The 26,777-nt window shown below is 64.6% G+C and carries 29 protein-coding genes and 1 pseudogene; 13 read left to right on the top strand and 17 right to left on the bottom strand.

Translation table 11 applies throughout. The features are described 5' to 3' along the window. Nucleotides 1-789: 789 nt before the first annotated feature. From GGD66_RS22955 to GGD66_RS22970, 4 genes are read right to left on the bottom strand one after another with little or no spacing between them, the layout of a single operon-like run. Nucleotides 790-1,101, bottom strand: coding sequence for a response regulator transcription factor (locus tag GGD66_RS22955; RefSeq protein WP_018320680.1), 312 nt, complete (start codon nt 1,099-1,101; stop codon nt 790-792). Between the two features lie 51 nt (nt 1,102-1,152). Then, nucleotides 1,153-2,376 carry an ABC transporter permease gene (locus GGD66_RS22960; RefSeq protein WP_018320679.1) on the bottom strand — a complete coding sequence of 408 codons (1,224 nt, stop codon included), beginning with the start codon at nt 2,374-2,376 and terminating at the stop codon, nt 1,153-1,155. Further along, entirely contained in the window at nt 2,373-3,098 is a 726-nt protein-coding gene (locus GGD66_RS22965; protein WP_183259073.1) for an ABC transporter ATP-binding protein, read from the bottom strand. Before GGD66_RS22965 ends, GGD66_RS22960 begins: the two co-directional genes overlap by 4 nt. Next, complete coding sequence (locus GGD66_RS22970; RefSeq protein ID WP_183259074.1) at nt 3,095-4,519, bottom strand: efflux RND transporter periplasmic adaptor subunit; 1,425 nt, start codon at nt 4,517-4,519, stop codon at nt 3,095-3,097. The genes GGD66_RS22965 and GGD66_RS22970 overlap by 4 nt, the downstream gene beginning before the upstream one ends. 593 nt (nt 4,520-5,112) lie before the next feature. On the opposite strand from GGD66_RS22970, the gene GGD66_RS22975 reads away from it, so the two are divergent. From GGD66_RS22975 to GGD66_RS23000, 6 genes are all read left to right on the top strand, one after another. Further along, nucleotides 5,113-5,760, top strand: a complete 648-nt coding sequence (locus GGD66_RS22975; RefSeq protein WP_018320676.1) for a response regulator transcription factor — start codon at nt 5,113-5,115, stop codon at nt 5,758-5,760. Between the two features lie 178 nt (nt 5,761-5,938). Beyond that, on the top strand, nt 5,939-6,340 hold the full coding sequence (locus tag GGD66_RS22980; RefSeq protein ID WP_026202398.1) for a hypothetical protein: 402 nt from the start codon (nt 5,939-5,941) through the stop codon (nt 6,338-6,340). Nucleotides 6,341-6,462: 122 nt separating this feature from the next. Further along, the gene (locus GGD66_RS22985) at nt 6,463-6,855 is read left to right on the top strand and encodes a curlin (RefSeq protein ID WP_092260120.1); all 393 of its coding nucleotides are present in this window, start codon (nt 6,463-6,465) and stop codon (nt 6,853-6,855) included. Between the two features lie 26 nt (nt 6,856-6,881). Continuing rightward, a complete protein-coding gene (locus tag GGD66_RS22990; protein WP_183259075.1) occupies nt 6,882-7,292 on the top strand; it encodes a curlin in 411 nt (136 codons plus the stop codon). 72 nt (nt 7,293-7,364) lie between these two features. After that, the gene (locus GGD66_RS22995; protein WP_244550738.1) at nt 7,365-7,796 is read left to right on the top strand and encodes a curlin; all 432 of its coding nucleotides are present in this window, start codon (nt 7,365-7,367) and stop codon (nt 7,794-7,796) included. A gap of 12 nt (nt 7,797-7,808) precedes the next feature. Beyond that, complete coding sequence (locus GGD66_RS23000) at nt 7,809-8,102, top strand: hypothetical protein (RefSeq protein WP_092260116.1); 294 nt, start codon at nt 7,809-7,811, stop codon at nt 8,100-8,102. A 56-nt stretch (nt 8,103-8,158) separates the two neighbouring features. On the opposite strand, the gene GGD66_RS23005 is transcribed toward GGD66_RS23000, so the two are convergent. Continuing rightward, on the bottom strand, nt 8,159-8,440 hold the full coding sequence (locus GGD66_RS23005) for a hypothetical protein (protein ID WP_018320671.1): 282 nt from the start codon (nt 8,438-8,440) through the stop codon (nt 8,159-8,161). 284 nt (nt 8,441-8,724) lie between these two features. On the opposite strand from GGD66_RS23005, the gene GGD66_RS23010 reads away from it, so the two are divergent. Beyond that, entirely contained in the window at nt 8,725-9,183 is a 459-nt protein-coding gene (locus GGD66_RS23010) for a hypothetical protein (RefSeq protein ID WP_177237281.1), read from the top strand. A 156-nt stretch (nt 9,184-9,339) separates the two neighbouring features. On the opposite strand, the gene trpS is transcribed toward GGD66_RS23010, so the two are convergent. Both trpS and GGD66_RS23020 read right to left on the bottom strand, forming a co-directional pair. Continuing rightward, complete coding sequence (trpS, locus tag GGD66_RS23015) at nt 9,340-10,359, bottom strand: tryptophan--tRNA ligase (protein ID WP_092260114.1); 1,020 nt, start codon at nt 10,357-10,359, stop codon at nt 9,340-9,342. A 299-nt stretch (nt 10,360-10,658) separates the two neighbouring features. Then, nucleotides 10,659-11,513 (bottom strand): GNAT family N-acetyltransferase, encoded by an 855-nt coding sequence (locus tag GGD66_RS23020; protein ID WP_183259076.1) that lies wholly within the window; start codon nt 11,511-11,513, stop codon nt 10,659-10,661. Nucleotides 11,514-11,614: 101 nt separating this feature from the next. Between GGD66_RS23020 and GGD66_RS23025 the strand changes: the two are divergent. Further along, nucleotides 11,615-12,308: pseudogene (locus GGD66_RS23025) on the top strand (SDR family oxidoreductase). Nucleotides 12,309-12,583: 275 nt separating this feature from the next. Beyond that, a complete protein-coding gene (locus GGD66_RS23030; RefSeq protein ID WP_183259077.1) occupies nt 12,584-13,417 on the top strand; it encodes an outer membrane protein in 834 nt (277 codons plus the stop codon). A 62-nt stretch (nt 13,418-13,479) separates the two neighbouring features. Here the strand turns inward: GGD66_RS23030 and GGD66_RS23035 are convergent, their stop codons facing one another. Further along, on the bottom strand, nt 13,480-14,541 hold the full coding sequence (locus GGD66_RS23035; protein WP_177237280.1) for a serine hydrolase: 1,062 nt from the start codon (nt 14,539-14,541) through the stop codon (nt 13,480-13,482). A 284-nt stretch (nt 14,542-14,825) separates the two neighbouring features. On the opposite strand from GGD66_RS23035, the gene GGD66_RS23040 reads away from it, so the two are divergent. Further along, the gene (locus tag GGD66_RS23040) at nt 14,826-15,215 is read left to right on the top strand and encodes a helix-turn-helix transcriptional regulator (RefSeq protein ID WP_183259078.1); all 390 of its coding nucleotides are present in this window, start codon (nt 14,826-14,828) and stop codon (nt 15,213-15,215) included. Further along, on the top strand, nt 15,215-15,706 hold the full coding sequence (locus tag GGD66_RS23045; RefSeq protein WP_177237297.1) for an SRPBCC family protein: 492 nt from the start codon (nt 15,215-15,217) through the stop codon (nt 15,704-15,706). The genes GGD66_RS23040 and GGD66_RS23045 overlap by 1 nt, the downstream gene beginning before the upstream one ends. 189 nt (nt 15,707-15,895) lie before the next feature. Here GGD66_RS23045 and GGD66_RS23050 read toward each other — a convergent pair whose 3' ends face one another. Next, entirely contained in the window at nt 15,896-16,225 is a 330-nt protein-coding gene (locus tag GGD66_RS23050; protein ID WP_177237279.1) for a hypothetical protein, read from the bottom strand. 237 nt (nt 16,226-16,462) lie between these two features. Between GGD66_RS23050 and GGD66_RS23055 the strand changes: the two genes are divergently transcribed. Then, nucleotides 16,463-16,729: a hypothetical protein gene (locus tag GGD66_RS23055; protein WP_018320664.1), complete on the top strand. Its 267-nt coding sequence runs from the start codon at nt 16,463-16,465 to the stop codon at nt 16,727-16,729. Here the strand turns inward: GGD66_RS23055 and GGD66_RS23060 are convergent. From GGD66_RS23060 to GGD66_RS23075, 4 genes are read right to left on the bottom strand one after another with little or no spacing between them, the layout of a single operon-like run. Further along, nucleotides 16,678-17,976, bottom strand: coding sequence for an ABC transporter substrate-binding protein (locus GGD66_RS23060; RefSeq protein WP_246788959.1), 1,299 nt, complete (start codon nt 17,974-17,976; stop codon nt 16,678-16,680). The two genes, GGD66_RS23055 and GGD66_RS23060, sit on opposite strands and share 52 nt — an antisense overlap. A gap of 19 nt (nt 17,977-17,995) precedes the next feature. Beyond that, nucleotides 17,996-18,982 (bottom strand): tripartite tricarboxylate transporter substrate binding protein, encoded by a 987-nt coding sequence (locus GGD66_RS23065; protein WP_183259079.1) that lies wholly within the window; start codon nt 18,980-18,982, stop codon nt 17,996-17,998. A gap of 42 nt (nt 18,983-19,024) precedes the next feature. After that, complete coding sequence (locus tag GGD66_RS23070) at nt 19,025-20,221, bottom strand: CaiB/BaiF CoA-transferase family protein (RefSeq protein WP_183259080.1); 1,197 nt, start codon at nt 20,219-20,221, stop codon at nt 19,025-19,027. Nucleotide 20,222: 1 nt separating this feature from the next. Further along, nucleotides 20,223-21,107 carry an IclR family transcriptional regulator gene (locus GGD66_RS23075; RefSeq protein ID WP_092260091.1) on the bottom strand — a complete coding sequence of 295 codons (885 nt, stop codon included), beginning with the start codon at nt 21,105-21,107 and terminating at the stop codon, nt 20,223-20,225. Nucleotides 21,108-21,321: 214 nt separating this feature from the next. Between GGD66_RS23075 and GGD66_RS23080 the strand changes: the two genes are divergently transcribed. Next, nucleotides 21,322-22,164, top strand: coding sequence for a hypothetical protein (locus GGD66_RS23080; RefSeq protein WP_018320659.1), 843 nt, complete (start codon nt 21,322-21,324; stop codon nt 22,162-22,164). Nucleotides 22,165-22,168: 4 nt separating this feature from the next. On the opposite strand, the gene GGD66_RS23085 is transcribed toward GGD66_RS23080, so the two are convergent. The 4 genes from GGD66_RS23085 to GGD66_RS23100 all read right to left on the bottom strand — a co-directional run bounded on the left by GGD66_RS23085 (nt 22,169) and on the right by GGD66_RS23100 (nt 26,670). Beyond that, nucleotides 22,169-23,380, bottom strand: coding sequence for an ABC transporter substrate-binding protein (locus GGD66_RS23085; RefSeq protein WP_183259081.1), 1,212 nt, complete (start codon nt 23,378-23,380; stop codon nt 22,169-22,171). A 43-nt stretch (nt 23,381-23,423) separates the two neighbouring features. Further along, the gene (locus tag GGD66_RS23090; RefSeq protein ID WP_092260087.1) at nt 23,424-24,275 is read right to left on the bottom strand and encodes a fumarylacetoacetate hydrolase family protein; all 852 of its coding nucleotides are present in this window, start codon (nt 24,273-24,275) and stop codon (nt 23,424-23,426) included. A 24-nt stretch (nt 24,276-24,299) separates the two neighbouring features. Next, nucleotides 24,300-25,802 (bottom strand): bifunctional 3-(3-hydroxy-phenyl)propionate/3-hydroxycinnamic acid hydroxylase, encoded by a 1,503-nt coding sequence (locus GGD66_RS23095; protein WP_092260084.1) that lies wholly within the window; start codon nt 25,800-25,802, stop codon nt 24,300-24,302. Nucleotides 25,803-25,878: 76 nt separating this feature from the next. Next, nucleotides 25,879-26,670, bottom strand: coding sequence for a DNA-binding transcriptional regulator (locus GGD66_RS23100; RefSeq protein WP_092260082.1), 792 nt, complete (start codon nt 26,668-26,670; stop codon nt 25,879-25,881). Nucleotides 26,671-26,777: the final 107 nt, after the last annotated feature.

Genomic DNA, 26,777 nt, shown 5'->3' on the forward strand with positions numbered 1-26,777 from the left:
GCATCGCATGCGGAGCCTCGAAGGATAAACGGCCGAGCTGGTGCAGCCGGGCCGTCGCCCTTCGAGGCTTGCACTGCGTCGCTGCCGCGCCGCAGTGCGCGCACCTCAGGGTGACGGTGATGGATAGAGCTTGTGGCAGCATTCCTTATTCGCTTTCGACATACAGACAGCGCGGCGCAGCTTCGCATCCTCGCGGCTGATCTCGCCCGAGCTTTGCTTCGTCGCCTCACCCTCATTTGAAAGAGGGCGCAGGGAAGGCCGGGAGCCGGTTGGCTCCCATCGACCGCCATGCGAAGAGCAGATTGCGTGCGCTTCATGCATAGCGGGTAACAGGGCAACCGGAGCATCCCGGCCTTCCCTGCGCAGTGGCTTTACGGCTTATGTCGTACTCTCCCCGGGGAGCGTTGCACTATTGCCCCCGTCGCCTCGTGGATGACTGATGCGCGTGCCCGGTTGGACCGCCACATCACCGCAAGACTTGGCGCACAGACCCCGGGCGCCAGGACCACACGATTTTGCCGTACGCGGATCCCACCGGTCGTGTGCGCGACGGTCTTGCTCACGGTTGCCCGCCCTGCAAAACCCTCAGCGCCGATGTGACCCACGTCCACCGCCACCCGGCCCGCGTTCGTGACGATCGCGATACGCCCCTCTTCGTTGGGCCGGGATGCCGCGACACATACGCGATTTCCGAATTTCGGTAAAGTGGAATATTTTTGCCCAAACGCGTTGACCCAGGGCTCGGGTGTTTTGCCTGTCGGGCAACGCAAGGGATTGTGGCCGGGACGTTCAATCCGTCGCGGTCTGCACCCTTGGTGCAGGGGCTTGCGCGGGCTTTGTCGCCGTCGGAGGGCGGTCGACCCTGCCAAGATCGCGGCGTAGCGAGGATGGTGCTGCGTGCAGGGTAAACACGATCGCGATCTGCGTTCGGTTCGAAAGCCGGTATTTGCGCATGATGTTGCCGATATGCGCCCGCACCGTATTCTCTGAGATCTTGAGCTCGTAGGCGATATTCTTGTTCTGCATCCCCCGTGCGATCAACATCATCAGCTCGCGCTCGCGCGGCGTCGGTGTAATCGAGTCCTGCGGATCTCGGCTCATGGCTGGCTGCTCCCTGGACTGCGGGTTGATGTGGCCACTCCCAGCATGTTGTCACTCCGTCTTGAGCGCCTCGATCGGGCTGAGCTTGGACGCCTTGTGCGCGGGATAAAAACCGAAGATGAGGCCGGTCGCGATCGAGAAGGCGAGGGCAAGGCCGATCGCCTGCCCGTCGATCGAGGTGACCCATCCTGCCATGCGGGCGACCGTCATCGAGAGCGTGACCCCGCCGGCGACGCCGATGGCTCCGCCGAGCAGGCAGAGCACGAGCGCCTCGCAGAGGAACTGCAGACGGATGTCGCGCATCCGCCCGCCCAGCGCGCGGCGGATGCCGATCTCCCGCGTGCGCTCGGTGACGGACACGATCATGACATTCATGATGCTGATACCGCCGACGAGCAGCGAGACCGAGGCGATGGCGACGAGCAGGAGCGCGACGGTGCGGATCGCACCCTGCTGCGCTTCCATGGCGGCGGCCGGATCCTGGACCTTGAAATCGTCTTCCTGGCCGGCGGGGACACGGTGGCGCTGCCGCAGCAGGTTCTCGATCTCCGATCGCGCCCCCGCCATCTGTCCGTCGCCGGCCACCTTGGCGATGATGTAGGCGACCGAATCCCGGTTGATGTTGCTGGCACTGCCGAGAAAGCGCAGCTTGGCGGTGGCGAGCGGCACGAAGGCGACGTCGTCCTGCGCGGGTCCCTTGCGATCGAGAACGCCGACCACCTCTAACGGGACCTTCATGATCCGGATCTGCGCACCGATGGGGTCGTCGCCGGGAGCGAACAGCTCGCGTGCGACCGTGCTGCCGAGGATCACGACCTTGCCGGCTCCGGCCTCCTCGGTGCCGGAAAAATAGCGGCCGGTCGCGAGCTGCCAGTCGCGCACCATGAAGTGCCCCGTCGTCGTGCCGTTGATCGTCGTATTCCAGTTCTTGCCCTCGTGGATGACCTGCGCCGTTCCGGCAATCGAGCCGGCCGCGGCCTGGACTTCCGGAATCTGCTCGAGGATGGCCTGCACGTCACTCTCCGTCATCGTCAGCTTGCTGCCGTCCTTGAGGCGCACGCCGCCCTGGTAGACCGCGCCGGGGGTGATCATCAGGACGTTGGCGCCGATCGAGCGGATCTGTTCCTGCAGGCGCAGTTGCGCGCCGGAACCGATCGCAAACACCGTTACGATGGAGGCGACGCCGATCACGATGCCGAGCATGGTCAGGAAGCTGCGCAGCGGATTGAGCCTGAGGGCGTGCAGGGCGATCTGGAATCCCTGGAGCATCGTCATGGCGCAGCGCTCCGTTTCGGCAGGGCCGGCGCCGGCGTCTCGTCAGCGACGAGCTCGCCGTCATGCAGGTGGATCGTGCGGCGGCACTGCGCGGCGATGCCGGGATCATGCGTGATCATCACGATGGTCTGGCCGGTCCGGTTGAGCGCGGCGAACAGCGCCAGGATCTCGGCGCCGGTGCGGCTGTCGAGCGCGCCGGTCGGCTCGTCCGCAAGCACTATCAGCGGGGAGGCGATCAGGGCGCGCGCGATCGCGACGCGCTGCTGCTCGCCGCCGGAGAGCTGCCGCGGAAAATGATGGGCCCGGTGCAGCATGCCGACGGCCTGAAGGCTCGCTTCGGCGCGCGTCAGGCGTTCCCTGCGACCGACGCCGCAATAGACCAGCGGCAGCGCGACGTTCTCGATCGCATCGTGACGCGCGAGCAGATTGTAGGACTGGAACACGAAGCCGATGCTGCGGGCGCGCAAGGACGACCGGCGATCTTCCGAGAGATCGGCGACATCGGCCCCTTCGAGATAGACCGCGCCCTCGCTCGGCAGGTCGAGCAGCCCGATCATGTTCATCAGCGTCGACTTGCCGGAGCCGGACGGACCCATCACGGCGACGATCTCGCCTTGCGCGATGTCGAAGCTGACGTTGCGGACGGCGGTGACCGCCACGCCGTCGGTGCGATAGGTCCTGCCGACCGACTGGAGGCTGATGAGCGGCGGGGAGGCGGTCATGATCCGAATCTGATTCCGAGAAATTCCATTCCCGCGGGACGGATGGCCTGGCCGACGGCAACCTGGCTGCCCTCGTCGAGATCTCCGCTCTTGAGGGCGACTTGTTCGGTGCCGGCCGCGCCGACCGTCACGGCGATGCGCTGGAGCGAGCCGCTCGCGGTGCGCACCCACACCCCGCTGCGTGCAGCAGGATCCTGCCGCGTGCCGGAGGGCTGGAAGCGGAGTGCGGCGAGCGGCACCTTCAGGACGTCGTCCTGCCGCTCGATCACGATCTTCACCAGGGCCGTCATTCCCGGGAGCAGCGCGCCGTCGAGATTGGAGGTCGCCAGGACCACGGTGTAGGTGACGACGTGCTGCTGGGTCTGCGGCGCCTTGCGCACCTGCCGCACCACCGCCTCGAAGCGGCGGTCCGGGTAGGCATCCACGGTGAAATGCGCGCGCTGGCCGGGCGCAATGCGGCCGATATCGGCTTCGTCGACCTGCGCATGAATCTCCATGTCCTCGAGGCGGTGGGCGACCACGAAGGTGGTGCGCGATTCCAGCCCGACCGCGAGCGTCTGGCCCTCGTTGACGAACCTGCCGACGACGACGCCGTCGATCGGCGAGCGGATCACGGTGCGGTCGAGATCGGCCTGGGCCGCGGCGAGAACGGCCGCCTTCTCCGGCACGGCCATTCGCGCCTGTTGCAACTCCGCCTCGATCCGGCGGACGTCGGCCTGTGCCCCCTCAACCGAATAGGAGTTGAGGGACATCAAGACCTCGGCCTCGCGCTCCTGGGCGAGGCGTGCGGTGAACTCGGTCTGCGCATCGTCGACCGCCGTCGTCGCCACTACGTTTTGCGATTGCAGCGCCAGTTTCCGTTGCAAGGTCTTCTGCGCCGAGGACTTCACCGCCTGCGCGCTTTCGAGCTTGGCGACGAGCACGTCCCGGCTGCCCCTCGCGTTTTGCAGATCGATCCGGGCGCGATCGAGCTTGGCTCTGGCGATGTCGACCAGCGAATTGGAGACGGCAAGGGCGGCCCTGGCTTCGTCGACCTTGGCCGCAAAGCTGCGCGGATCGATCAAGGCGAGCGGCTGATCCTTGCTGACGGTGTCGTTGAAATCGACATAGACCCGGGCGAGCTGCCCGGACAGCTGGGAACCGACCTCGATCGTCTTCACCGGCTGCAGGGCACCAGTGACCGTGACGGTCTGCTCGATGCTGCCGCGCTGAATCGCGGCGTAGCGGAACACGGGCGACTCGGACCCGAATGTCGGAGCTTCGCGTCCGGCGAGCACGAGCAGGCGCCTGGTCGATTCCAAGGCGTGCGCCGCCGTGTCTGCCGCGCTCCCGGCGCCGGCGATGGCGGCTGGCCCTGCGGCGTAGATCGCAGCGAGGCCGCATGCAGTTCCGAGCAAGGCAATTGCTGGCACAAATCGCATATCAAAACCCGCCTGGTTGAAATGGCTTCGTTGCGGGAAAAAATGGCAAGCTCGCTATGGTTGTAAATTATCTAAGGTAGTATCGATCGTCAGTATGTCGTTCTCGTCGGGGCGACGGTCGGGTGCGCAACATGATCCAGAAGTAAAGTCCGCGGGTGCGACGTTTCGTGATTTGCCGGAAATGCATACCCGTCGTATCGATAAGATGCGCGCGGTATCGAACTCGATAAGCTGACTGAACGTCCCGTATGATCCGGCTAAAGTGCCGGTGGCGGGCGTTCAAGCCGGCACATGGGTAGCAATGCCATGACGCAGTTGGCGACGCTGCGGCCACGATACCGGATCGTCATATTCGCGATAGCGCGCCTCGCCGTGATGCCGCCTGTGGCGCGGCGAGATCCCTGCAATCAAGAAGCCCGAAGTGTGAACGCCTTCACTCGCTTCCGGCGTGCATTGGCCCTAAGACGTCGAACCGGTGGACGGACGCTGATTGTTCGATCCCCGCAGATTCATCCAAGCACCTTGTTAGCTTGCAAGAAGAATGGACGGCTCGTTGCTCGCCCATCGAGTCACAAGCCGGGGAGTTTGCTGCAATGAATTCAGGTCAAGCCACCGTTTATGTCGTTGACGACGAGATTCAGATTCGAACGGCGATCGGAAATCTCTGCGAGGAGACCGGACACCAGGTAAAATTGTTCGCCTCGACGGAAGAGTTTCTCGCGGAGAGTATTTCGCCCGGGCCGTCGTGCCTCGTGCTCGACGTCCGCTTTCCCGGGACGTCACCGACCGGCCTCGAGCTTCAGCGCCGACTCGCCGAGACGGGCGTGCCCATTCCGATCGTCTTCATCAGCGGCCATTCCGACGTCCGCGTCTCGGTCGAGGCCATGAAGCGCGGCGCGGTCGAGTTTCTGCCAAAACCGTTTCGCGAGCAGGAGATCCTCGATGCGATCAGGCACGGCATCGAGCGCGACCGCAGGCGGCTGGAACGCGAGGATGTGGTGCGTGAAGCCCGCCAGCGCGTCGAGACGCTGACGGCGAGAGAGCGCGAGATCATGCTGCTGATGGCCGAAGGGCTGATTGCCAAGCAGATCGCGGCCAGGCTCGGCGTGAGCGAAGTGACGGCGAAGGTCCATCGCGCCAGGATGATGCGAAAGCTGGAGCTGCGCACGCCGATCGAAGTGGTGCGGCTGATCGACAGCATGGGGCGCGAAGCCGAGACGATTCGCGCCGGCACGGGATAGCAGCTATTTCGGCGCTTCGACGTGCCGACATCTCGCGCAATGTCTAGTCCGTACCGATTAGCATGAACTGCAGTCTGTCGCGCTGGCCACGATCGGTTCACAGTATCCCTACGATGTCGGCCTCCTCCAAGACGGCATCCAAATTCAGTCAGACAACTTGGCCAGAAAGGGATACTCCATGCGTAAATTGTTTTTTGCTTCCGTTGCATTGTTCGCCCTGTCCTCCGCGGCACAGGCCGCCAACACCTCGACCACGGTGCAAGTCGGCGTCGTGAACGGCTCGTCCGTCACGCAGAACGGCCTCACCAATGACAGCTCGACGACCAGCCAGCTCGGCATCGTGAACACTGCGTCCACGATGCAGGGGACCGGCGCTGCCTCGCTCAACAACGGCAGCACGGTGAACCAGGTCGGCGTGCAGAACTCGGCGACCACCGGCCAGGTGGCGTTCGGCAACAACACCAGCGCGATCACCCAGAACTCGTTCGGGCCCCCCGCGCTGCAGAACAACTCCGCCGGCGTCGGCCAGCTCAGCGTGTTCGGCGTCAACGGCAGCACCGTCTCGCAGACGGCGCACTGACACACAGCCCCGTTTGGCCGGACGCAGCCAGTTGCGGTTGCGTCCGCGCCATTCTCGAATGCACCGCAATCCGGCCGGCCGATCAATTGCGATGGCCCGCCCATTGTCGCGGAGGAAATGACATGCGGATCACCTATTTCATTGCAACTTTCGTGGCGCTCGGTGCGCTGACGGCCGCCGACGCAAACGCCGGCAATACCGCCAGCGTGCTGCAGTTCGGCACGACCAACACTTCGTTCATTTCGCAGAGCGGCGGCACCAACAACAACGCGACCACGATGCAGTTCGGCGCCACCAATACGGCGACCACCCTGCAGACGGGCTCGCTCCTGACCGTCAACAATTCGGTGATCGGGCAGGGCGGCACGACCGCGACGGCATCCAACACCGCGCTGGCCGGCCAGGTCGGCGGCTCCAATTCGAGCCTGATCGGCCAGATCGGTGCGAACAACACGGCCGGAGTTGGTCAGCTCGGAATCCTGAACGGCTCGACGATCATCCAGCAGGCTCCGTGAGCCGACCCGAAGCGACGAGGCATGTCATGAAACATCATTTGGGACGCGCGGGCGCCGTCTTGCTCGCCCTGTGCTCGGCGGGCACCGGATCAGCCGGTGCCCAGACCGCCGACATCAAGACCATCGTCTCTGTCGGCGGGCCGCCGGTGGTGCTGAACCAGAACAGTCAGCTCAACATGGCGGGCGTGTTCATGATCGGCGGCAGCACCAGCGCGACAGTGACGCAGACCGGCACCAACAATGCCACGGGCGTCCTGCAATTCGGCGGAACGAATTCCGCATCGATCGGGCAGGCCGGAACGAACAATCTTGCCTTCGTCGGTCAGACCGGCCAGTCGGCGACGAGCCTGATATCGCAGCTCGGCACGATGAATGCGGGCACGGTGGCGCAATTCGGCACGATCAACGCCTCGACGATCGTCCAGACCGGCCCGTAAGGCGCGAGCGAACGCGCCGGTGCCAGGAACGAACGGGGAAGCGCGATGCGATGCGGACAGATCTTGAGGCACGTGTTGGCGCTGGCGGCGATGCTCGCCGCCATCGGCACGGCGACGCAGGCGAGCGCCGGGTCGGTCCAGCGCAGCGTGACCAACCGGAACGTGAGCATCGAAACGGTCGTGCAGTTCGGCAACGATGTTCAGCCCGTGACGATCGAAGAGAACAGCCGCATCAATATCGCGCGGGTGATCCAGATCGGCGGCACCGGGACGGTGGATGCGACCATCATCCAGAACGGCACGCGCAACTATGCCAATGTGATCCAGGTGGGCGGCACCACCAATGCGATCATCGGTCAATCCGGTGCGAGCAACACCGCCGAGATCACCCAGATCGGCAATTCCACCAACGCGCTCCTGCTCCAGATCGGAGACATGAATACGGGAGCGGTAAGGCAGTTCGGGCGTTTCAACTGGCTGGCGATCTTTCAGTTCAGCCGATGATGGAGGTGTGACATGAGATTGCTCCTGCTCGCATCCGGAATAGGACTCATGAGCGTGATCGCGATGGCGCCGGCCGGCGCTGCCGACGGTCACACCACAGTGGTCCAGGACGAGAACGGCACCTCGGTGATCACGCAGAGCGGCGATCCCGCTCAGGCCGACGTCAAGATCGAGAAGGAGCCGGGGCGCACGACGGTGTACCGGCGCAGCGGCGGTAACACCGCGATCGTGACACAGGGCACCGGCAACGCGCAGGAAAACATACAGGACATGCTCGATTGGCTGCGCAAGCAGCAGGGCCGCTGACGCACGAAGGCCCACCGTCCGCGAAAGAACGGCGGGCCTCGCCGTGAGTGTGGACCTTACCAGCGATAGCCGCCGGTCAACGTGCCGTTGTTGTTGCCGTCAGGGCCGACGTCGCCCTGTGTCGAGCTCGGGGTCGGATGGTTGGTGCCGTTGAGCGCACCATAGGGCCCCCCGACATCAGGATAATACGCGCGCGGCTGGACCGGTTCGTAGGCGGGGGCCGTGCGGTCCCAGCCCATGCGCGATCCGTTCCAATCGTAGCCCTGCGCCGAGGCAGCCGCAGTGCCGGCGACGAGTGATGCCGTGATCAGGCAGAGGAGTTTTGACTTGTTCTGCATTGGAGATGCTCCTTGCTTGTGTCGGGGGCCAACGGTTGCACTGCGGGAGCGTTCCGGGATGCGTTCGGCGGGAGCGATCAACTCCGATCAACTGGTTATGAAGCGCGGGCCGCGGAACGAAGTGCCTGAAATGAACCGGGAATCCCGGGCGTCTTGCCGCACCTGTTCCCCGGTTAATCCCGTGTCTTAACCAATAATTAATTATACGTTTGCGGGCGGGCGACGGGCGGGCCTAGCGTAGCTACGGGGAGCTATCGCTTGAGCCAAACGAGTTGGTGCGTATCATGATGTCCAGATCCCATGGCAGATCACTTGGGGCGCTATTCGCCTCGCTCAGCGCAGCCGCGCTGCTCCTTAGCCCCAGCGACAGTTTTGCCAGACCCGGCGGCGCCGCGCCGCATGGGGTGACCGCTGCGCCTTCCGGCGCGATGGCGCGTGCGCCGATGGGGCCGGGAGCCCGGTTCCACCGGCGCAATAACCCGTTCGTCTACTGGCCGGGCGGCGGCGGGTTCTTCTACGACGGCGCCGGCTACAGCCAGCCCTTCGGCGATGCCGGGCAGCCGGTCTCCACCGACGTGCGCTACACCTACACCTATGATGTCCCCTGGGACTGGTCGCATCGCTTCCCGCCGAACGTCGTGCCGTCCGACCGGCCCTATGTGCCGAGCTGCCCGACCGAGCAGGTGACGGTGCCCGGCCGCGGCGGCAGCGAGCACACCGTCAACATCACGCGCTGCTACTGAACGTCGTAGTCCGTCCAGCCAGGGCGTGTACTCATGCTTGGCGAGGACCAGCGCATCGATGTCTGCTCGAGCCTCGACAGCGGCGGAGTGGCGGACATCCATCAAGTGCAGCTAGGGGCCAAATCCAGATACAAGCTCCGCTTGGCCCCCCTCCCACTAATTCAGTGTGAATAGACCAAGCGCCGCGCGAACATCGCGCAAAGTAGCATCAGTTATCTCCCTCGCCCGCGCAGTGCCCTGCTTAACTACTTGCAGCACATAGCAGGGATCGCGAGCGAGTGCGCGGCGACGGTCTCGGATTGGCGCGATAAGCGCCTGCAGAACGTCATCCAGTCGTTTCTTGACAATGCTGTCCCCCAAGCCGCCGCGGATATAGCGTGCCTTCAAATCCTCAACCGTCATGTGATCTTCGTCGAACGCATCCAGATACGTAAAGACGACGTTGCCTTCGACGCAACCCGGATCGGACGCCTTAAGATGGTTTGGATCAGTGAACATACGCCTGACAGCCTCCCGTATTTCCTCGGCCGTCGCTGATAGCCGAATGGTATTGCCCTGCGACTTGCTCATTTTGGCTTTGCCGTCGATACCGGGAAGACGCCCGACGTAAGGAATAAGCGCATGGGCTTCTGGCAACACGTCAACTCTAGCTTGACGATTGATGCGACGAATAACTTCATTGGTTTGCTCGACCAATGGAGCTTGATCTTCTCCAACCGGGACAATCGTCGCTTTGAAGCCGGTAATGTCTGCGGCTTGGGCGACGGGATAGCAGAGAAAGCCTGCAGGAATATCCCTGCCGAAACCTCGCGCCTGAATTTCGTCCTTGATGGTTGGGTTGCGCTCAAGCCGCGCCACCGTGACATAGTTCATGTACAGCAGGGTCAAATCGGCCAATGCCGGAAGATGCGATTGAAGGCAGATCGTGCTCTGGTTCGGGTCGATGCCAACGGCGAGGTAGTCTGTCGCAATCTCAATGACATTGTCACGCACCCGACCGGGATTGTGCGCGTTGTCGGTGAGTGCCTGGGTGTCGGCCAGCAGCAGGTACTGCCGGTGCGTTGTCTGCAGGGCGACGCGGTTCTTCAACGAACCGACGTAGTGCCCTAGGTGCAACGGTCCGGTTGTTCTGTCGCCGGTCAGGATAACAGGGAGGGTGGCTGACGAATCTTGCATCGCGGTTCTCCAAATTAGGAGCCGCCATTCAATCGGACTTTTGATGAAGCAACCTCGCAAGCCGATGAACGGCGGCGACGGTTGAGTGAATGACAAAGCCGTGCCGCTCCTAAGTGGAGCGCCACCACAAGTTCGCGAGCGCGATCACGACGACAGTCATGCGGCCGATATTGACGAAACTTCAGAGGAAAGCAAGCCGGCTTGATGTCTCAAATGGGTCAAAACCAGTAAAGCTCAAGCCGAGCAGATGCTTTCCGCTTGGCCGTCAGCAGCCGACGTTGCCTCTATGAGTACATGCGCTAGCCCAGCTCGAAGCTGGTCACGCCGAAGACGCGGTCGATGCGCAGCGGCGGGATCGCTCCCGTGTACATCCGCGCCGTCTCGAACACCGGCTTGAGCCCGAGTGCTTCCGCGAGCGCGATCGCCTCGCGATTGACGGCGGGGACGTCGAGGAAGATTTCGCCGACATCGGCGCTCGCAAGCAAAGCCTGCACGATCGCCTCCGCCGCCGCGCGGTCGTCGGCGACGAGCGGGCCGATCTTGCAGCCGGTCCGGCAGGGCCGGATCACGCCCCATGCGGCGAGCTTGCCGTCGCGCACGAGGGCGCGGCCGACATGGCCTGATGTATCGATCCAGGCGCGAAGGAATGCGCTGCGCCGGGCCGGGAAGACGGTGGCATCGTCCGCTTCCACGAGCGCAAACGGAATCGTGTCGAGCGCAACGACCTCAGTGGGCGGCCTCGAGCGCGCGGCGACGATGCCGCCATAGCGGATGTTGGCGTAGGCCAGCTGGAAGCCGGACTTCCTGTAATTGTCCTGCTGCGCCACGACGCCGTCGAGCCCGATCACGCGCGCGCCCGCATGCGCGATCGCCGCATTCCAGATGCGCAGGCCATGGCCCGCGCCGCGAAAGCTATCGCGCACGATGTAGAAGCCGAGGAAGGCGAAGCGATCATCGTAATTGACGCAGGAGACGGTCGCCACCGGCTCGCCATCGATCTCGCCGACGAAGAAGCCTTGCGCGTCGGGAACCGCAAAGCAGGCGGCATCCCGATGGCCCGGATTCCAGCCCTCGGCCGCGGCCCAGTCGATGGCAAGGGAGATCTCCTCGGGGCGCAGATTGCGGATCAGCAAATCACTTCTCGGGTTGCTCATGACGGATGCCTTCGACCATGGACCTGCCGACAGGTCTGGCTGTAGAAGGCCTCATGATAGGCCGAGCCTGCGGCTCGCCTCAACTGAAGGGATGATCGGTCATGGCAGCAGAGAAGGTTGCGCTCGTTACCGCCGATGGGGGCAGGGGCTGCGCGGCGGCTGGCGGCGGACGGGTTTCGCGTCGCGATCCTATCGTCCTCCGGCAAGGGCGAGGCGCTAGCGGCCGAGCTCGGCGGGCTCGGCGTCACCGGCTCCAACAAGGAGAATGACGATCTGAAGCGCCTCGTTGACGGCGCCATGACGAAGTGGGGACGCATCGACGTGCTCGTCAACAGCGCCGGGCACGGGCCGCGGGCGCCGATCACGGAGATTACCGACGATCAGTGGCACACCGGCCTCGACACGTATCTCTTGAACGTGATCCGCCCGACGCGGCTGGTGACGCCGATCATGCAGGCGCAGAAGGGTGGCGCCATCATCAACATCTCGACCGCCTGGGCCTTCGAGCCCAGCGCCATGTTCCCGACCTCGGCGGTGTTCCGCGCGGGCCTTGCCGCCTTCACCAAGATCTTCACCGATACCCATGCGGCCGACAACATCCGCATGAACAACGTCCTGCCGGGCTGGATCGACAGCCTGCCGCAGCTGGATGCGCGCCGCGACAGTGTGCCGATGAAGCGCTACGGCAAGGTCGAGGAGATCGCCGCGACGGTCTCGTTCCTGGCCTCGGACGGCGCGGCCTACATCACCGGCCAGAACATCCGCGTCGATGGCGGGCTGACGCGCTCGGTCTGAAGCGCACGGTCTCGAATCGCGCCTTTGGCGGCCTTGTCGTGACGCGACACGGGCGGTGCGTCGCGCGCCGCTGATGATGGATGAGGCGTGGCTCCTCGGTCACACTCGTCATCTGTTCGCACGATCTGAGGCGCACACTACGTCACAGTCCTTGCGAACTGCGCCGCAGCCCAAGACGAGCAGCGGCGCCCGCCCTATGCCCTAACTGCGCCGGTTGGCTTTTACCTGCGCGCATTCGAAACGCGAGGTCAATCGCGTGGGGCAAGGAGACTGGAATGAACAAGTTTTTGCTGGCGGCTGCCTCGGTTGTCTCGGTCATCCTGGGCACCGCATCCGTTCAGGCGGCCGATCTCGCGGCGCATTACACCAAGGCGCCGGTGATGGCGCCAGTCTATAACTGGACCGGCTTCTACGTCGGCGGCAATGTCGGCGGGCAGTGGGGCAGCGCGAACCCCGCCACCACCACGCTGTTTCCGGTGGCGGCCTATTTCGCGGATTCGAGCGTGACCGCCATCGGGACGGTCGGCGCCCAACACATCAACAGCTCCGGTGTGACCGGCGGCTTCACCGCCGGCTATAACTGGCAGGTCAACAACGCCGTGCTCGGCCTCGAGGGTGACATCAACTATTTCGGGTTCAAGGGCAGCGCGAGCAGCACGGCCGTGTATCCCTGCTGCGCGCCGACCACCTTCACTGTCAATTCGTCGGTCTCGGCCGATTGGCTCGCCACCATTCGCGGCCGCATCGGCTTCCTCGCGACGCCGAGCTGGCTGATTTACGCCACCGGCGGCGCCGCCATCGCCGAGGTGAGGGGCAATTTCAGCTTCACCGACACCTTTGCTGGCGCGACCGAGTCCGGAGCGATCCGCGACACCCGCGTCGGCTGGACAGCAGGCGTCGGCGGCGAATACGCCGTGGGCAACGGCTGGTCGCTGAAGGCCGAATATCTTCACGTCGATCTCGGCCGCAGCAGCATGACCAGCAACAATTTCAACGTCGGTGTGGCGTTGCCGGCCCAGACCTTCACCCATTCGGTGGATCTCAAGTCGAACATCGTGCGCGTCGGCGTGAACTACAAGTTCGGCGGACCGGTCGTCGCCAGATACTGAGCATCCCGTTCCGATCCTGGCGTGGAAAGCCCCGGCCTGGCCGGGGCTTTCTGTTTTAAAGCTCAGCCTGCGTGCGATGGCAGCAGATGCGCCAGCGCGGGCAGGATCTTGTAGCGCGCGATCTCGTGCGGATATTCGCCGCGGTTGGCGAGCAGGACGATGGCGATCCGCCGCGCCGGCACGAGCCCGATATAGCCGGACGCATTGTTGAGGCCGCCGGGCTTGTCGATGACGGTGACGCCCGGCAGACGCACGGTCTCCCAGGCCATGCCCTGTCCGAACTTGTCGTCGATGCGGAAGACTTCACGCTGCGTCATCCGCAGCGCCTCGCGCAATTGTGGATCGATCGACCGGCCGTCGACGCAGGCTGCCGCGAAGGTGGCAAGATCCCGGGCGGAAGAGAACATCTGGCCGGTGCCGGGAAAATCAAAATAGCTCTGCTGGTCGCCGATTGGGCCGATCGCCGTGCCCTGGTCGGAATAGCCCTGGACCACGCGCCGCATCCAGGCCCCGTCCATGACGGCGCGACTGTCCGCGCCGCGCTCGGGGATGAAGCTGGCGTCCATGGCGAGGGGGCGGAGAATGCGGTGCTGGATCAACGCGCCGATCGGCGTGCCGTAGCAGCGCTCGAGCACGAGCTGAAGCAGCACGTAGCCGGCATGGGTGTAGATGCGCTGTCGGCCGGGTGCGACGCCGGGCGCCGGCGCGAAGGCGTTCAGCATGGCGATGAACTGCTCGCGCGTGAACTGATCGTTCGGCCAGGGCGGATGGTCGGTCGGCAGCAACAGCCCCGAGGTGTGCGTGACGAGATCGCCGACGCTGACGCGGCGGATATAATCGCCGTCGAGCTCGGGAAGATATTTAGGGACGCGGTCATCGAGCCGCAGCTCGCCGCGGAGCGTGCCGAGTGCGACCAGCGTCGCCTCGAACGGCTTTCTTAAAGACGCGAGGTTGAACAGCGTGTCCGGCGTCACCTTCCGCTTGGTGGCGTCATCGGCAAGACCGTAGTCGAAGAATTCGACATGCCGTCCGGCATAGAGGGCGGCGGCGAGGCCGCCCGCATGGCCCGGCGCTACGGTCGGCGCCAGCTCGTTTGCGACGATGTCGCGCATCTGCGCGATCATGTCGGAATCCGCGGAGGCGCGGCGCGGGGAAAGCGCGATCGCGAGGGGAACAAGCGCGGCCCGGGCGAGCGCCCGCCTGGTGAACGATGATGATGTGACAAAAGGCGGCACGTGCCCTGACGAACGATGCAATGGTGCCCCCGGTCTCATTTAGCGGGAAGCGCCCGGCGGCCCAATTCACAATTGCGCGTTTCAGGTTCCGTTGCGCGGCCTGCGATCAAATTACTTAGCTTGTGGGCTAACAATTGTTGACGCCGATGCACGGGTCGCCTATAGTTAGCTTCATGGCTAACCAATTGCCCCACCTCGATCAGGTTTTCGCAGCGCTCGCCGATCCCACCAGACGGGCGATCGTGATGCGGCTGTGCGCCGGCGAGGCCTCCGTCGGGGAGCTCGCCGATCCTTTCGCCATGGCGCTGCCGAGCTTCATGAAACACATCCATGTGCTGGAGACGAGCGGGCTCGTGCTGTCGGAGAAATCCGGCCGCGTGCGCACTTGCCGTCTCAGCCCGGATGCGCTGCTCGGTGCGGAGGACTGGTTCCAGCAGCAGCGCGCAATCTGGGAGGCTCGGCTCGACCGGTTCGAAGCCTACGTGATGAAGCTCAAGAAAGAGAAGGAGCGGGCGGCTGCCAAGCGGCCGTCCCGAACAACCAAACGGAAAGGTTCTGAGTGATGACGAATTCTGCCAATCCCGCTCTGTCGCAATGGTCGCTCGACCGTGAGATCGTGATGTCGCGCGTGATCGACGCGCCGCGCGATCTGGTGTTCGAGGCGTGGTCCGACCCGAAGCATCTGCCGCAATGGTTCGGGCCGAAGGGATTCAAGGTCGAGACCTTCGAGATCGACGTACGCGTCGGCGGCGTCTGGCGCTTCAACATGATCGGCCCCGACGGCACGGTCTATCCGAACCGCATGCGCTTCCGCCGCATCGAGCGGCCGCAGCTGATGGAGATGGACCACGGCGTCGACCAGGACGAGGATCCCGGCATGTTCCGCTTCACCGTCACCTTTGCCGAGCAGAGCAATGGCAAGACCGTGCTGATGATGCGCCAGCTGGCCTCGAGCAGCGCGCAGCGCGATGGCATGATCGGCTTCGGCGCCGTCGAATACGGCTACCAGACTCTCGACAAGCTCGCGGCCTATGTGGCGGGCATGAAGCGGTGAAGACAAAGCGGTCCCGGCGAAGGATTCGCGGGGACCGCTTTCGTGCATCTCGAAGGATCGGTTTCCGAAGAGGGCGATCAACGAGGCGACTGAAGCGCGATGAGATCAGGATGAATCGCCATCGCGCTCTATTTATCGTTTGAGCATGGTCTCTTCGAAAAACCGCCGCACACTTTTCCGGATCATGCGCTAGCGCCGCGGTGCGGTGCCGCTCGTCGGTGGGGTGTTCTCGTTGCGCATGCCTGGAGCGCTGGACGCGCCCTGTCCGCCGCGTTGCGTATGGGTGGTGTCACCACTGCCGCCGCCGGAACCGTCTCCAGCGCTTCCGCTTCCTCCGGCAGCGCCGCTACCGCCTGCACCAGCACCTGCGCCCGCACCACCGGCCCCCGCGCCACCGGCTCCCGCACCGGCACCAGCTCCGCCGCCTGCGCCGCCACCAGCACCTTGAGCGAATGCTGCGCCGACGGAAGCGCCGGCGAGCATTGCAGCTGTGAAGATCGTCAGCATTGTCTTACGCATGTTGTGTCTCCCTGAGGTTCATGCCGGACCAATCACGCGCGCGGCCAACCGTTCCTGCGCGAGGCGTTGCGGGTGCATCGAACTGGAGGCCTGCGACCCAGCGTCGAAACGTGTCTGCCAGCGGAAGTGCATTTCGTTCCGGGGACCGGAACACCATCGGGGACTCAATACAGCCCATGATTGGGGGACGTCGGAAGGGACCACGGGAACGATCGCTGCCCTGCGGCTTTGCCGGTGATGACGCACATTATCTTCAGCGACTACCGCAACCCCGCCGCCGAGCAGGCCTATGAGATCGCCTGGAACTTTCTCACGCGGACGGGCGCCATCGGCGATGAGTTCGCGGCCTGCGTGTTTCTGGCGCAGCGCATCACCATGATGGTCGAGGAGGGGCACACGAACCGGATCCGGATGGCCAATCGCGCGATCTCCGAATATCAGCGCCATGTCGATCAACGCGACGATGTCATCCGCAGCGGCGGGCGGCTCGCGGGAGGACAATGAGCGCCGCCACCGCGTCTCTCACAACCTCGCTCTTTCGCTTCGTCCGTCACGATGTCGCCGAGCTTCTGCCAGCGCTGGCCATCGAACTGCACCATCTGGAACTGCTTGTTGACGCGATAGTCGGTCGGCGTGGTCGTGACCGAGATCCCCGGCAGCGTCAGGTCGAGCTCGACGTTCTTGAGGCTGGCGGCCTGCCGCATCACGTTGTCGCGAGTGAGGTCGTCGCCGCATTGTTTCAGCACCTGAACCAGCAGCTGCGCGGTGATGTACCCATAGACGTTCAGGTTCGAATCCTTGTCGCCGTCGGGATAGTATTTTGCCATGAAGGCGAGGTAGCGCTTCATGCCGGGATCGTCCTTCCATTCGGGATCGGCGGCATCCTTGACGTAACCGACGCTGACGACACCCTTGGAATTGTCCAGCCCCGCCGGCTTCAGCACGGCGCTGAGCGAGGAGGCGTTGATGTCGATGATGTGCAGCGGCTTCCAGCCGATCTCGGCGACCTTCTTGATCGCCTGTGCCGCCTGTTTCGGCGTGGTGGCGCTGAACAGCACGTCGGCGCCGGCATCCTTCAGCCGCAGGATCTGCGAGTCGATCGTCGGCTCGGTGATCTCGTAGGACGTCTCGGCCACGATCATCTTCGCCTTGTCGCCGAGACCGGCCTTGAGGCCGGCGAGATAATCCTTGCCGAGGTCGTCGTTCTGATAGAGCACGCCGATCTTCGCGTTCGGGTGGTTCTTCAGCAAATATTGCGCGTAGATGCGGCCCTCAACCAGGTAGGAGGGATTGAATCCCATGGTCCAGGGAAAGTTCTTGGGATCGGTGAAGCGCGCGGCGCCGGTCGCGGCAAACAGCTGAGGGATTTTCTTGGCGTTGAGATATTTCTGCACGGCGACGTTCGGCGCGGTGCCGATGATCTGGAACGTCAGCAGCACCTCGTCGCTTTCGACCAGCCTGCGGGTCTGCTCCACGGTCTTCGGCGGCGAATAGGCATCGTCATACTGGATCAGCTCGACCTTGCGGCCGTTCACGCCGCCCTGGTCGTTGATCATCTTCATATAGGCGGCCTGGGTCTTGCCGATCACGGCATAGGCCGAAGCCGGGCCGCTGAGCGGCACGGTCTGGCCGACCTTGATCGCCGTGTCGGACGCGCCCGAATCGTATTTCTTCTGCGCCTGCGCCGCCGCGCTCGACAGCGCGAGAAGCAGTGCGGACGCCGCGATGTGTTTGAGCAGAGTGCTTGTCATGTCCGGTCCTTCCCGATGGTCATTCGCCCTTGAGACCGGCGTCGCGGATCAGCTTGGTCCATTTCTGCGTCTCGGCGTCGATGAACTGGCCGAACTCGGCCGCAGTGCCGGCGCGCACTTCGAGGCCCTGGGCGGTTAGCTTGTCCTTGATCGCCGGCTCGGCGAGCGCGCGCAGGACCTCGCCCTGGAACTTGTCGACGATCGCGCGCGGCGTCGTGGCGGGCGCCATGAAGCCGTACCAGCCGGCGGCAGCCACGTTGGGAAAACCCTGCTCGCGCAGTGTCGGCGCCTGCGGGTAGAGCGCGCTGCGCTCGGCCGACGCGACGCCGAGCACGGTGAACTTGCCGCTCTGGATGTAGGGCAGGGCGGTCGGCAGCGCCGTCAGTGTGGCATCGACGCGGCCGGCGAGCAGCTCGGTGTAGGAGGCGGCATCGCCCCGGAACGGAATGTTCAGGCCCTTGACGCCGGCGTCGCGAAACAGCAGCTCTCCGGCGAGGTGCGGCTGCGAGCCGGCGCCCGGAGACGCGAAGGTCAGCCCATCCGGTTTCGATTTGCCGTAGGCGATCAGCTCGGGGAGCGTCTTGAACGGCGCATCGGCGCTGATGATGAGAAACAGCGGCGCGACCACGACCATCGCGACCGGCTGCAGGTCCTTGCGGTCATAGGTCAGCTTGCCGAACAGCGCCTCGGCGGTCGCGTAGGGGGCCGCGACGTAGAGAAGGGTGTAGCCGTCGCCCGGGGCATGGGCGACCATGTCGTTGGCGATGCGGGTGCCGGCACCGGGCTTGTTCTCGACGATGAACTGCTGACGGAGACTGCGGCCGAACTCTTCGGCGAGCAATCGCAACGAGATGTCGTTGGAGCCGCCCGGCCCATAGGGCGAGATCAACCGCACCATGCGCGAGGGCCATCCATCCTCGGCCTGTACCGTCAGGCCTGAGCCGGCGGCGAGCCCGCCTGCAAGCGTGCCCAGCAGGGTTCGGCGTGTGACCGTGAATGATGTCACTGTTGTCTTCCTCCCTTTTTGTTGTTGGTCTTCTTGTTAATTTCAGATCACCTTTCGCGCGGTGAGCCTTTCGATCTCCTGGTCCGAAAGGCCGAGCCAATTGCGAAACACCTCGTCATTGTCCTCGCCGACGTCGCCGGCGGCGTGACGCAATCGCGCGGGGTCATTGGTGAAGCGCGGCACGACATTGGTCATGGCGACCGTGCCGAAATCCTTGTCGGCGACACGGGTGATCACCTCACGCGCCTTCACTTGCGGGTCGTCGGCGATCTGGTCGATCGAATAGATCGGGGCGAGCGTGCCTTGCGCGGCATTGAATCGCGCGAGGACTTCCTTAAGGGGATGGGTGGCACACCAGCCGGCGAAGATGTCGTTGAGCTCGGCGGCGTGCCTGACGCGCCGGTCGTTGCTGGCAAAGCGCGGATCGGTGATCAGGTCGGGCCGCTCGATCGCCCGGCAGTTCGCCGCAAACAGCGCGTTGGTCGAGCCTGCGAGCGTCACCCAATGATCGTCGCTGGTGCAAAACACGGCGGCCGGCGCCGAATAGCCGTTGGAATTGCCGATCCGGCTGCGAACGGTGCCGAGCTGATCGTGCTCGATGGCGAGGACGTCGAGCAGGCGGAAGGTCGCCTCAGTCAGCGAAAGATCGATCTCCTCGCCGGGCGCATCGGGATCGCGCGCCCGTTTCCACAGCGCCGCCAGCACGCCGACGGCGCCGAACAGGCCGCCGATCGAATCCCCGATCGGGTATCCCGGATGGGTCGGCTCGCCATCGCTCTCGCCCGTGATGTAGGTGAGCCCGCCCATGGCCTCGAAGATACGGGCGAAGCCAGGTCGCTCGCGATAAGGGCCATCCTGCCCGAAGGCGGTGGCGCGCAGGATCACGAGGCGCGGCTGGATCGACCACAGCACCTCCTTAGGCAAGCCCCATCGATCGAGCGTTCCCGGACGGAAATTCTCGATCAGCACGTCGAAGCGCGGAAGCAGCTGCTTGAACAGCGCAAGTCCTTCCCCAGTGCGCAGATCGAGCGTGGCAAACTTCTTGTTGCGATTGGCGGCTTTCCACCATAGTGGCTTGCCGTCCTTGAACGGCGGAAACGACCTTACGCCGTCGCCGTGTCCGGGCATCTCGATCTTGAGGACCTCGGCGCCGTAGTCGGCCAGCAGCGTGGCGGCGAAGGGCGCTGCAATGATCGTCGCGATGTCGAGAACCTTCAGTCCCTCGAGCGGTCCAGCCATGTCATTTTCCGGCGCTTGTGATTTTCTTGGTCTTGCGCGGCGGCGCGAGCTCGGCCTGTCCGACGATGGCGCGGATGCTGTCGGCGAGCGCCGCGATGCGCGGGCCGATCTCGCCTTCCAGCTGGCCCGGCTGGAGCCGGAAGGCGGGGATGCCGCAATTGATCGAGAACGACTGCCTCGACTCGCTCGCGTGAAACAGCGGCGCGGCGACGGCATGGATGGAGGCCATGTACTCGCCCCAGCAGGTGCAGAAGCCGCGGCTTTTGCATTGCGCGATCCCGGCCCGGTATCTGTCGCGGAAGGCCGACCAAAGCTCGGGGTCTTCAGCACCGATGTTCCGTTCGAGCCGGTCTGCATCGGCTGGTGGCAGGGTCGCCGCCGCGGCGCGGCCCATGGCGGTCATCACCACGGGAATCGGCATGCCGATGTCGGGCGCGTGCGGCCCGACATCGCCGGAGCGCGCGGTCTCGACATAGATCATCGACGTCGCGTCGAGCAGGCCGATCGAGACCGTGCCGCGGACGCTGAGCGCCAGCTCCTGCATCATGGGCCGCGCCATCTGGCGGAATTGCATTCCGGCCAGCAGAGGATGCGCGATCCGCAGTGCCCGCGCAGCGACGCGGTACTTGGCCCGCTCGGCGTCGTAGCGGAGGTAGCCAAGCTCGGCCAGCGTGTGCGTCAGCCGCGCCACCGTCGGCCGCGGAATGCCGGTCAGCGCCGACAGCTCCATGTTGCCCAGCAGCGTGCTCCCGGCCTTGAACGCCTCGAGCACGACTAGTCCCTTTGCCAGCGTCGTGGCGAAGGCGGCGTCGTCGACACTCTCCGCCAGCACTGCGGCGGCGGAGGAGAGCGGATGACGCGGTTTGGATGAATCTCTCGGGGTCATCCCCGAATATCAGACGGCGAAATTGCTTCTGTCCAATAGATTCGGCAAAAACGGCAAAATTGTCCGATATGTGGACACCGATATCGCGTCGGGGTTTTCGTTGAAGGACGCGCCGGACCGCGCCGCACACACAGATTTTTGTCGTGATTGCATGTCGTGTTGTGACAGGATTATTACGACGACATGTCAGATCGATAATTTTGCGGAGCGGTTCATGTTGCAGTGGCAGGCGCGGTCAAATCCCCTCGCGTGGTGGTGGGGATCCCTCACGCTCGTGAGCGGCGCCAATATCCTGGTGTGGTTCATGCTGTACCGCGAATTCTACCCGACGCCTGCGGGCAGCCTCAGCGGCGGCTCGGACATCGGGCTGATGCTGCTGCTGTGCGCCGGCTATGTGTTCGGCTGCGCGTTCCGCTCGTTCCTGCCGCGCGCCGACGTGCAGCGCATCTGCCTGTTCGACACCTGGCTCTCGAGCGTCGTCGTCGGCCGCACGGTTGCGACCGTGGCCGAGCTCTGCTTCGTCGCGCAATGGGCCATCATCCTGCATCAGTTCGGAAAGATGACGGGCGCCGAGACCGCGGTGAACATCGCGCTCGTGATCGTGCCGATCATCATCATCGCGGAGTGTTTCTCCTGGTACGCGGTGGTGACGACCAACTTCCTCTACAACGCGATCGAGAACTCGCTGTGGGCGGTGACCTTCTTCCTCGCCGGCATCGCGCTGTGCCGCCTGATGCCGGAATTCCAGGGTCCGGTGCGCTGGGCGCTGATGTCAGGCATCGTCGGCATCGCCTGCTTCCTCGCCTTCCTCGTCACCGTCGACGTGCCGATGTATCTCAGCCGCTGGCGGGCCGGGCACGCCGAGGGCGGCAGGTTCCTGGGCTTCCTCGAAGGCCTGCATGACGTCTCGACGCGCTGGGTGGTGACCCACGACATCGCCCATTGGAAGGGCGAGCTGACCTGGATGTTCCTGTATTTCAGCGCCGCGGTGTGGTCGAGCCTTGCCCTCTGCGCGCTCTATGCGATGGAAGGCTATCTGGCGCGGTATTTGGCCTGAGCGGTTACTTGCCGACCAGGCTGCACTTGCTGCGGTCGAGCGGACGGAAGGCCTGATCGGGCGGGATCGTCGCGACCAGCTTGACGAAATCCCAGGGTCCTTTGGATTCCTCGGGCGTCTTGACCTGCACCAGATAAAGATCATGCACCATGCGCTGGTCTTCTCGGATGCGGCCGTTGGGGGTGTAGGCATCCGACACCGGCGTTGCCTTCATCTTCGCCATCACGGCGGCGCTGTCGTCGGTATCTGTGTCCTTGATCGCCTGCAGATAGTGACGCACGGCGGAATAGACGCCGGCCTGAATCTGCGAGGGCATGGCCTTGCGGCGCGCATAGAAGGCGTCGGAGAATTTCCGGGCGGCGGGCGAGACGTCCTCGAAGAACGAGGTGACGATGAGGTCGCCACGGGTCGCCTTCAGCCCGACAGCCGCGATATCGACGTTCTGGAACGACATCGGCACGATCTTGATGCCCTGGTCGGCGAGGCCGAATTCCTCGGCCTGCTTGATTGCGGTGGCGTTGTCGCCGGCGACGTTGATGGCGAGGATCTTGGCGCCCGATGACTGCGCCTGCAGCAGGAACGAACTGAAATCGGGCGTGCCGAGCTGCGCCTTGACGCCGCCGGCGACCTTGCCGCCGAGCTCGCCGATGCGGGCGCGTGCGGTTGCTTCGATCGAATGGCCGAACGCATAGTCGCCGGTGATGAAGAACCATGGCTCCTTGCTGGTCTGCATGATGCCGGAGACCACGGCGGTCGCGGTGGAATAGGCATCCTGGGTCCATTGCACGCTGGTCGGCGCGCACGCCTCGTCGGTCAATTGATTGGCGCCGGCGCCGGAGATGAGGAAGATCCTGCCGTTGCCGCGCACGAGTTCCTGCACCGCGAGCGCGGCGCCGGAGCTGCCACCATCCGCGATCGCTTGGACACCGTCGCTGAACCATTTGCGGGCGAGCGAAGCCGCGAGATCCGGCTTGTTCTGGTGATCGGCCTGCAGGATCTCGATCGGCTTGCCGTTGATCTTGCCGCCGAATTCCTCCGCGGCCATCCGCGCCGCCTCGACCGAGCCGGGACCCATTGCAGTGGCGAATACGCCGTTCATGTCGGTAAGCACGCCGATGCGGATCGCATCGCCCTTGATCTCGGCGCGCGCAGGCGGGCCCGCGAGCGCCAGCGTGACCAGCAGGATGGCGGCGGATGTCGTGCGGAGGTTGGCCATGGCGTTTCCTGACTTTGTCGTTTTTGATTGTTTGAAGACGTGGTCAGGCCGGTTCGGCGATGACCGTGTTGCGCAAGGTTCCGATGCCTGAGATCTCGACCTCGACGGTGTCGCCGGGGCGCATCCACAGCGGCGGCGTCCGCTTGGCGCCGACCCCGCCCGGCGTGCCCGTGACGATGACGTCGCCGGGGACGAGCGGACAGATGGTGGATGTGTAGGCGATCAGCTCGGGGATGCCTGTGATCAGGAGGTCGGTGGTGGTGTCCTGCACGACGGTGCCGTTGAGGCGCGTCTGCAAGGCGAGCTTCGACGGATCCGGAATTTCGTCCGCCGTCACCAGCCACGGGCCGAAACTGCCGCTCTCGGCAAAGGTCTTGCCGGAGAGGAACTGGCTGGTGTGGCGCTGCCAGTCGCGGATGCTGCCTTCATTGTAACAGGAATAGCCGGCGATGTGATCGAGCGCGCGGCCAGCCGGGATGTGCCGGCCTTCCTTGCCGATGACCAGCGCGAGCTCGCCTTCATAGTCGAAATCGTCACTCACTTTCGGCTTCACGATCGGCTGGAGATGACCGACCTGGCTGCAGGGAAAGCGGACGAACAGCGCCGGCTTCTCGGTGACGGTGCGACCGGTTTCGGCGACGTGATCGCGGTAGTTCAGGCCGACGCAGATGATCTTGCCGGGATCGGGGATCACGGCGGCGAAGCTGATCTTGTCGAGCGGATGATCGGGCGCCGTGGACGCGACCAGCTTTGCCGCCTCGGCGAGGCGATCCGCTTCGAGCAACTGCCGCAGCGTGGTGCAGGGCGCCATACGCGCGCCGAGATCGACGATTCCGTTGTCCTTGACGGCGCCGAAAGAGGCGCGGCCGTCGGCGATGAAAGAAAGCAGCTTCATGAGATATCCTTGAAACGTGTTGGGTCAGGCCGCGGACGGCACATGGGTTGGAGGCGTGAGGGCGGCGACGACCCGGTCGAGTTCGGTTTCGTTACGGGCGGTGCCGCGCACGTAACGGTCCGGGCGGACCAGTGCGGCGATGATGCCGTGCTGGCGAAGCCAAGGTCCGATGCCCGCGGCATCGTCGCTGGTCAGGATTTGGATTCCGGCTTGCGAAAGACGCGATGAGTGCGTGGTCGCACTCTCGACGAGGAGCACGTGGCCGTAACCGATCCGGTCGTCGCCGCGGCGGCCGTCCCGTAGCTCGAACTGCGGCGCGAGATGTCCGGCCAAGGGCAGCTCGCCGAGCGCGAGCCCGGGGCCGAGCAGGGGCTTTTTCACCTCGAGCTTCACCGGCGCATTCTCTCGGGCTTGGCCGGCGGCAAGGCCCGCTTCGATCGCCTTGGTGTTGATCACGCCGCCGAGACGGATGGCGAGCTCGATGAATTCGCGCACATGCGGCTGGCGTTCGCTCTGATAGGTGTCGAGCAGATCGGGTGCGGCGGCGCCCTGGATGATTGCGGCGAGCTTCCAGGCGAGGTTTGCGGCATCGCGGATTCCGGCGCACATGCCTTGGCCGAGGAAGGGCGGGGTCTGGTGTGCGGAATCGCCCGCGAGCAGCAATCGGCCGCTGCGCCATTGTTGTGCGATGACCGAATGGAACGTGTAGACCGCGGCGCGTTCGAGTTCGGCATCATCAGGCGTGATCCAGCGCGACAGCAGCTCCCAGGTCTTTGCCGGTTGCGCGATCTCCTTGGAATCCTCGTCCAGGAGAACCGTGATCTCCCAGCGCCGCCGCGTGCCGGTGCCGCGCACATAGGTCGCGGGACGCCTGGGATCGCAATGCTGGAGGCTGTAATCGCCGAGATCGTCGCGCGCGCGCTTGAGCAGCAGGTCGATCACCAGCCAGCGCTCGTGGAAGCCGAGATCGTCCATGCCGGAGCCGATGAAGCGGCGGACCAGCGAGCGGGCGCCGTCGCAGCCGATCACATAGCCTGCGCGGACTTCGGTAAGTGTTCCGTTCGAGAGGTCTTCGTAGCGGACGCGCACGCCATGCTCGTCCTGATCGAGCGCGAACACATCGCAGCGGTTGCGCAAGGTGACGTTGGGAAAGCGGGCAAGACCGCCGATCAGCACGTCCTCCAGATCGGGCTGGTGGAAGCGATAGCTGAGATGCCACCCCATCGGGGTCAATGTCTGCGGGCGCGACCAGTCCAGCAGCATCTTGCCGTTGGCGTCCAGAAACAGCATGCCGGGGCTGAGGATTGTCTGCGGCAGGATCGCGTCGGCTAAACCGATGGTCTGGAACACGCGCATGCATTCGTCGTCGAAATGCACGGCGCGCGGCAAATGATAGGTCCGCGCCTCGCGCTCCAGCACCAGCGTGCGAACGCCGCACAGGCCGAGCAAATTGGCGAGCGTGGCGCCGACCGGACCACGGCCGACGATCACGACATCGAACTCTTCGGGGACGGATTTATTTTGCATGGGGCTATCTCTTCCCCAAGCCATGCCGCCCATTCAACGCCGCCGCGCCAAGTGTCCGCCCAGCGGACGGATCCGCCTAGTCCTCAACCGGGATGGCCGCGGCCGTCTCCTGAAGCCGCGCTGCAAACTGCGCAATCGCCTCGTCGATCCCCAGCGCCGAGCGAATCCAGATGATGGAGATACAGCCGAACACGACGCCGCCCCGCACGATGGGAACGGCGATCGAAGCCGTCTTGGGATTATACTCGCCCTCGCTACGAATCGCGTAACCCCGCGCGGACGTCTCGGCAATCATGCGATCGAGGCGGGCTTCGTCGAGAAAGGGGCGGTCGTCGGCCTCGTCGATGCGGCGCAGATGACTGACGATGAGGTCGCGCTCGCGGGCCGGGCAGGCGGCGAGATAGGCGCGGCCCGCGGACGTCCGCAGCATCGGCAGGCGCTTGCCGATCATGCCGCGGTCGATCGAGAGCGGGCTGCGGGAATGGGTGGTCTCCTGCACCACCATCGCCGCGTTCTCGTAAGTGGAGAGATCGACCGGCCAGACCAGATCCTTGCTGAGCTCGGCGAGATAGGGCGCCGCCGCCTGGCAGATCACCACGCCGGGATCATAGCCGTCGCCGAGGCTCAGCGCGCGGCGGGTGACGCGAAAACGGTCGTCGCTGGCACTGCGGGCGATATAGCCGAGTTCCTCCAGAGTCTCGAGCAGGCGATAGACGGTGGGGCGGGGCAGGTCGAGCGCGCGGGCCACGTCGCCGGCACGGATGCCGCCTGAGCGATTGACCTCTCGCAGCACGTCGAGCCCGCGCTTGAAGGCGCGGACGCCTTCCGACTGCCGGGGGGCTGCCGTCCCCGTCCGCTCCTTGGACACTTCGCATTTCCTCCCTTGTGGCGCGCGGTCTCGCGATTATCGTTGCGAACGCGAAGCGATTGCGGAACGCCACGTTAAGATCGTGCGCGGCCGGTATCAAGTTCGCC

The organism is Bradyrhizobium sp. CIR48 (assembly GCF_014198315.1).
Taxonomy (GTDB): Bacteria; Pseudomonadota; Alphaproteobacteria; order Rhizobiales; family Xanthobacteraceae; genus Bradyrhizobium.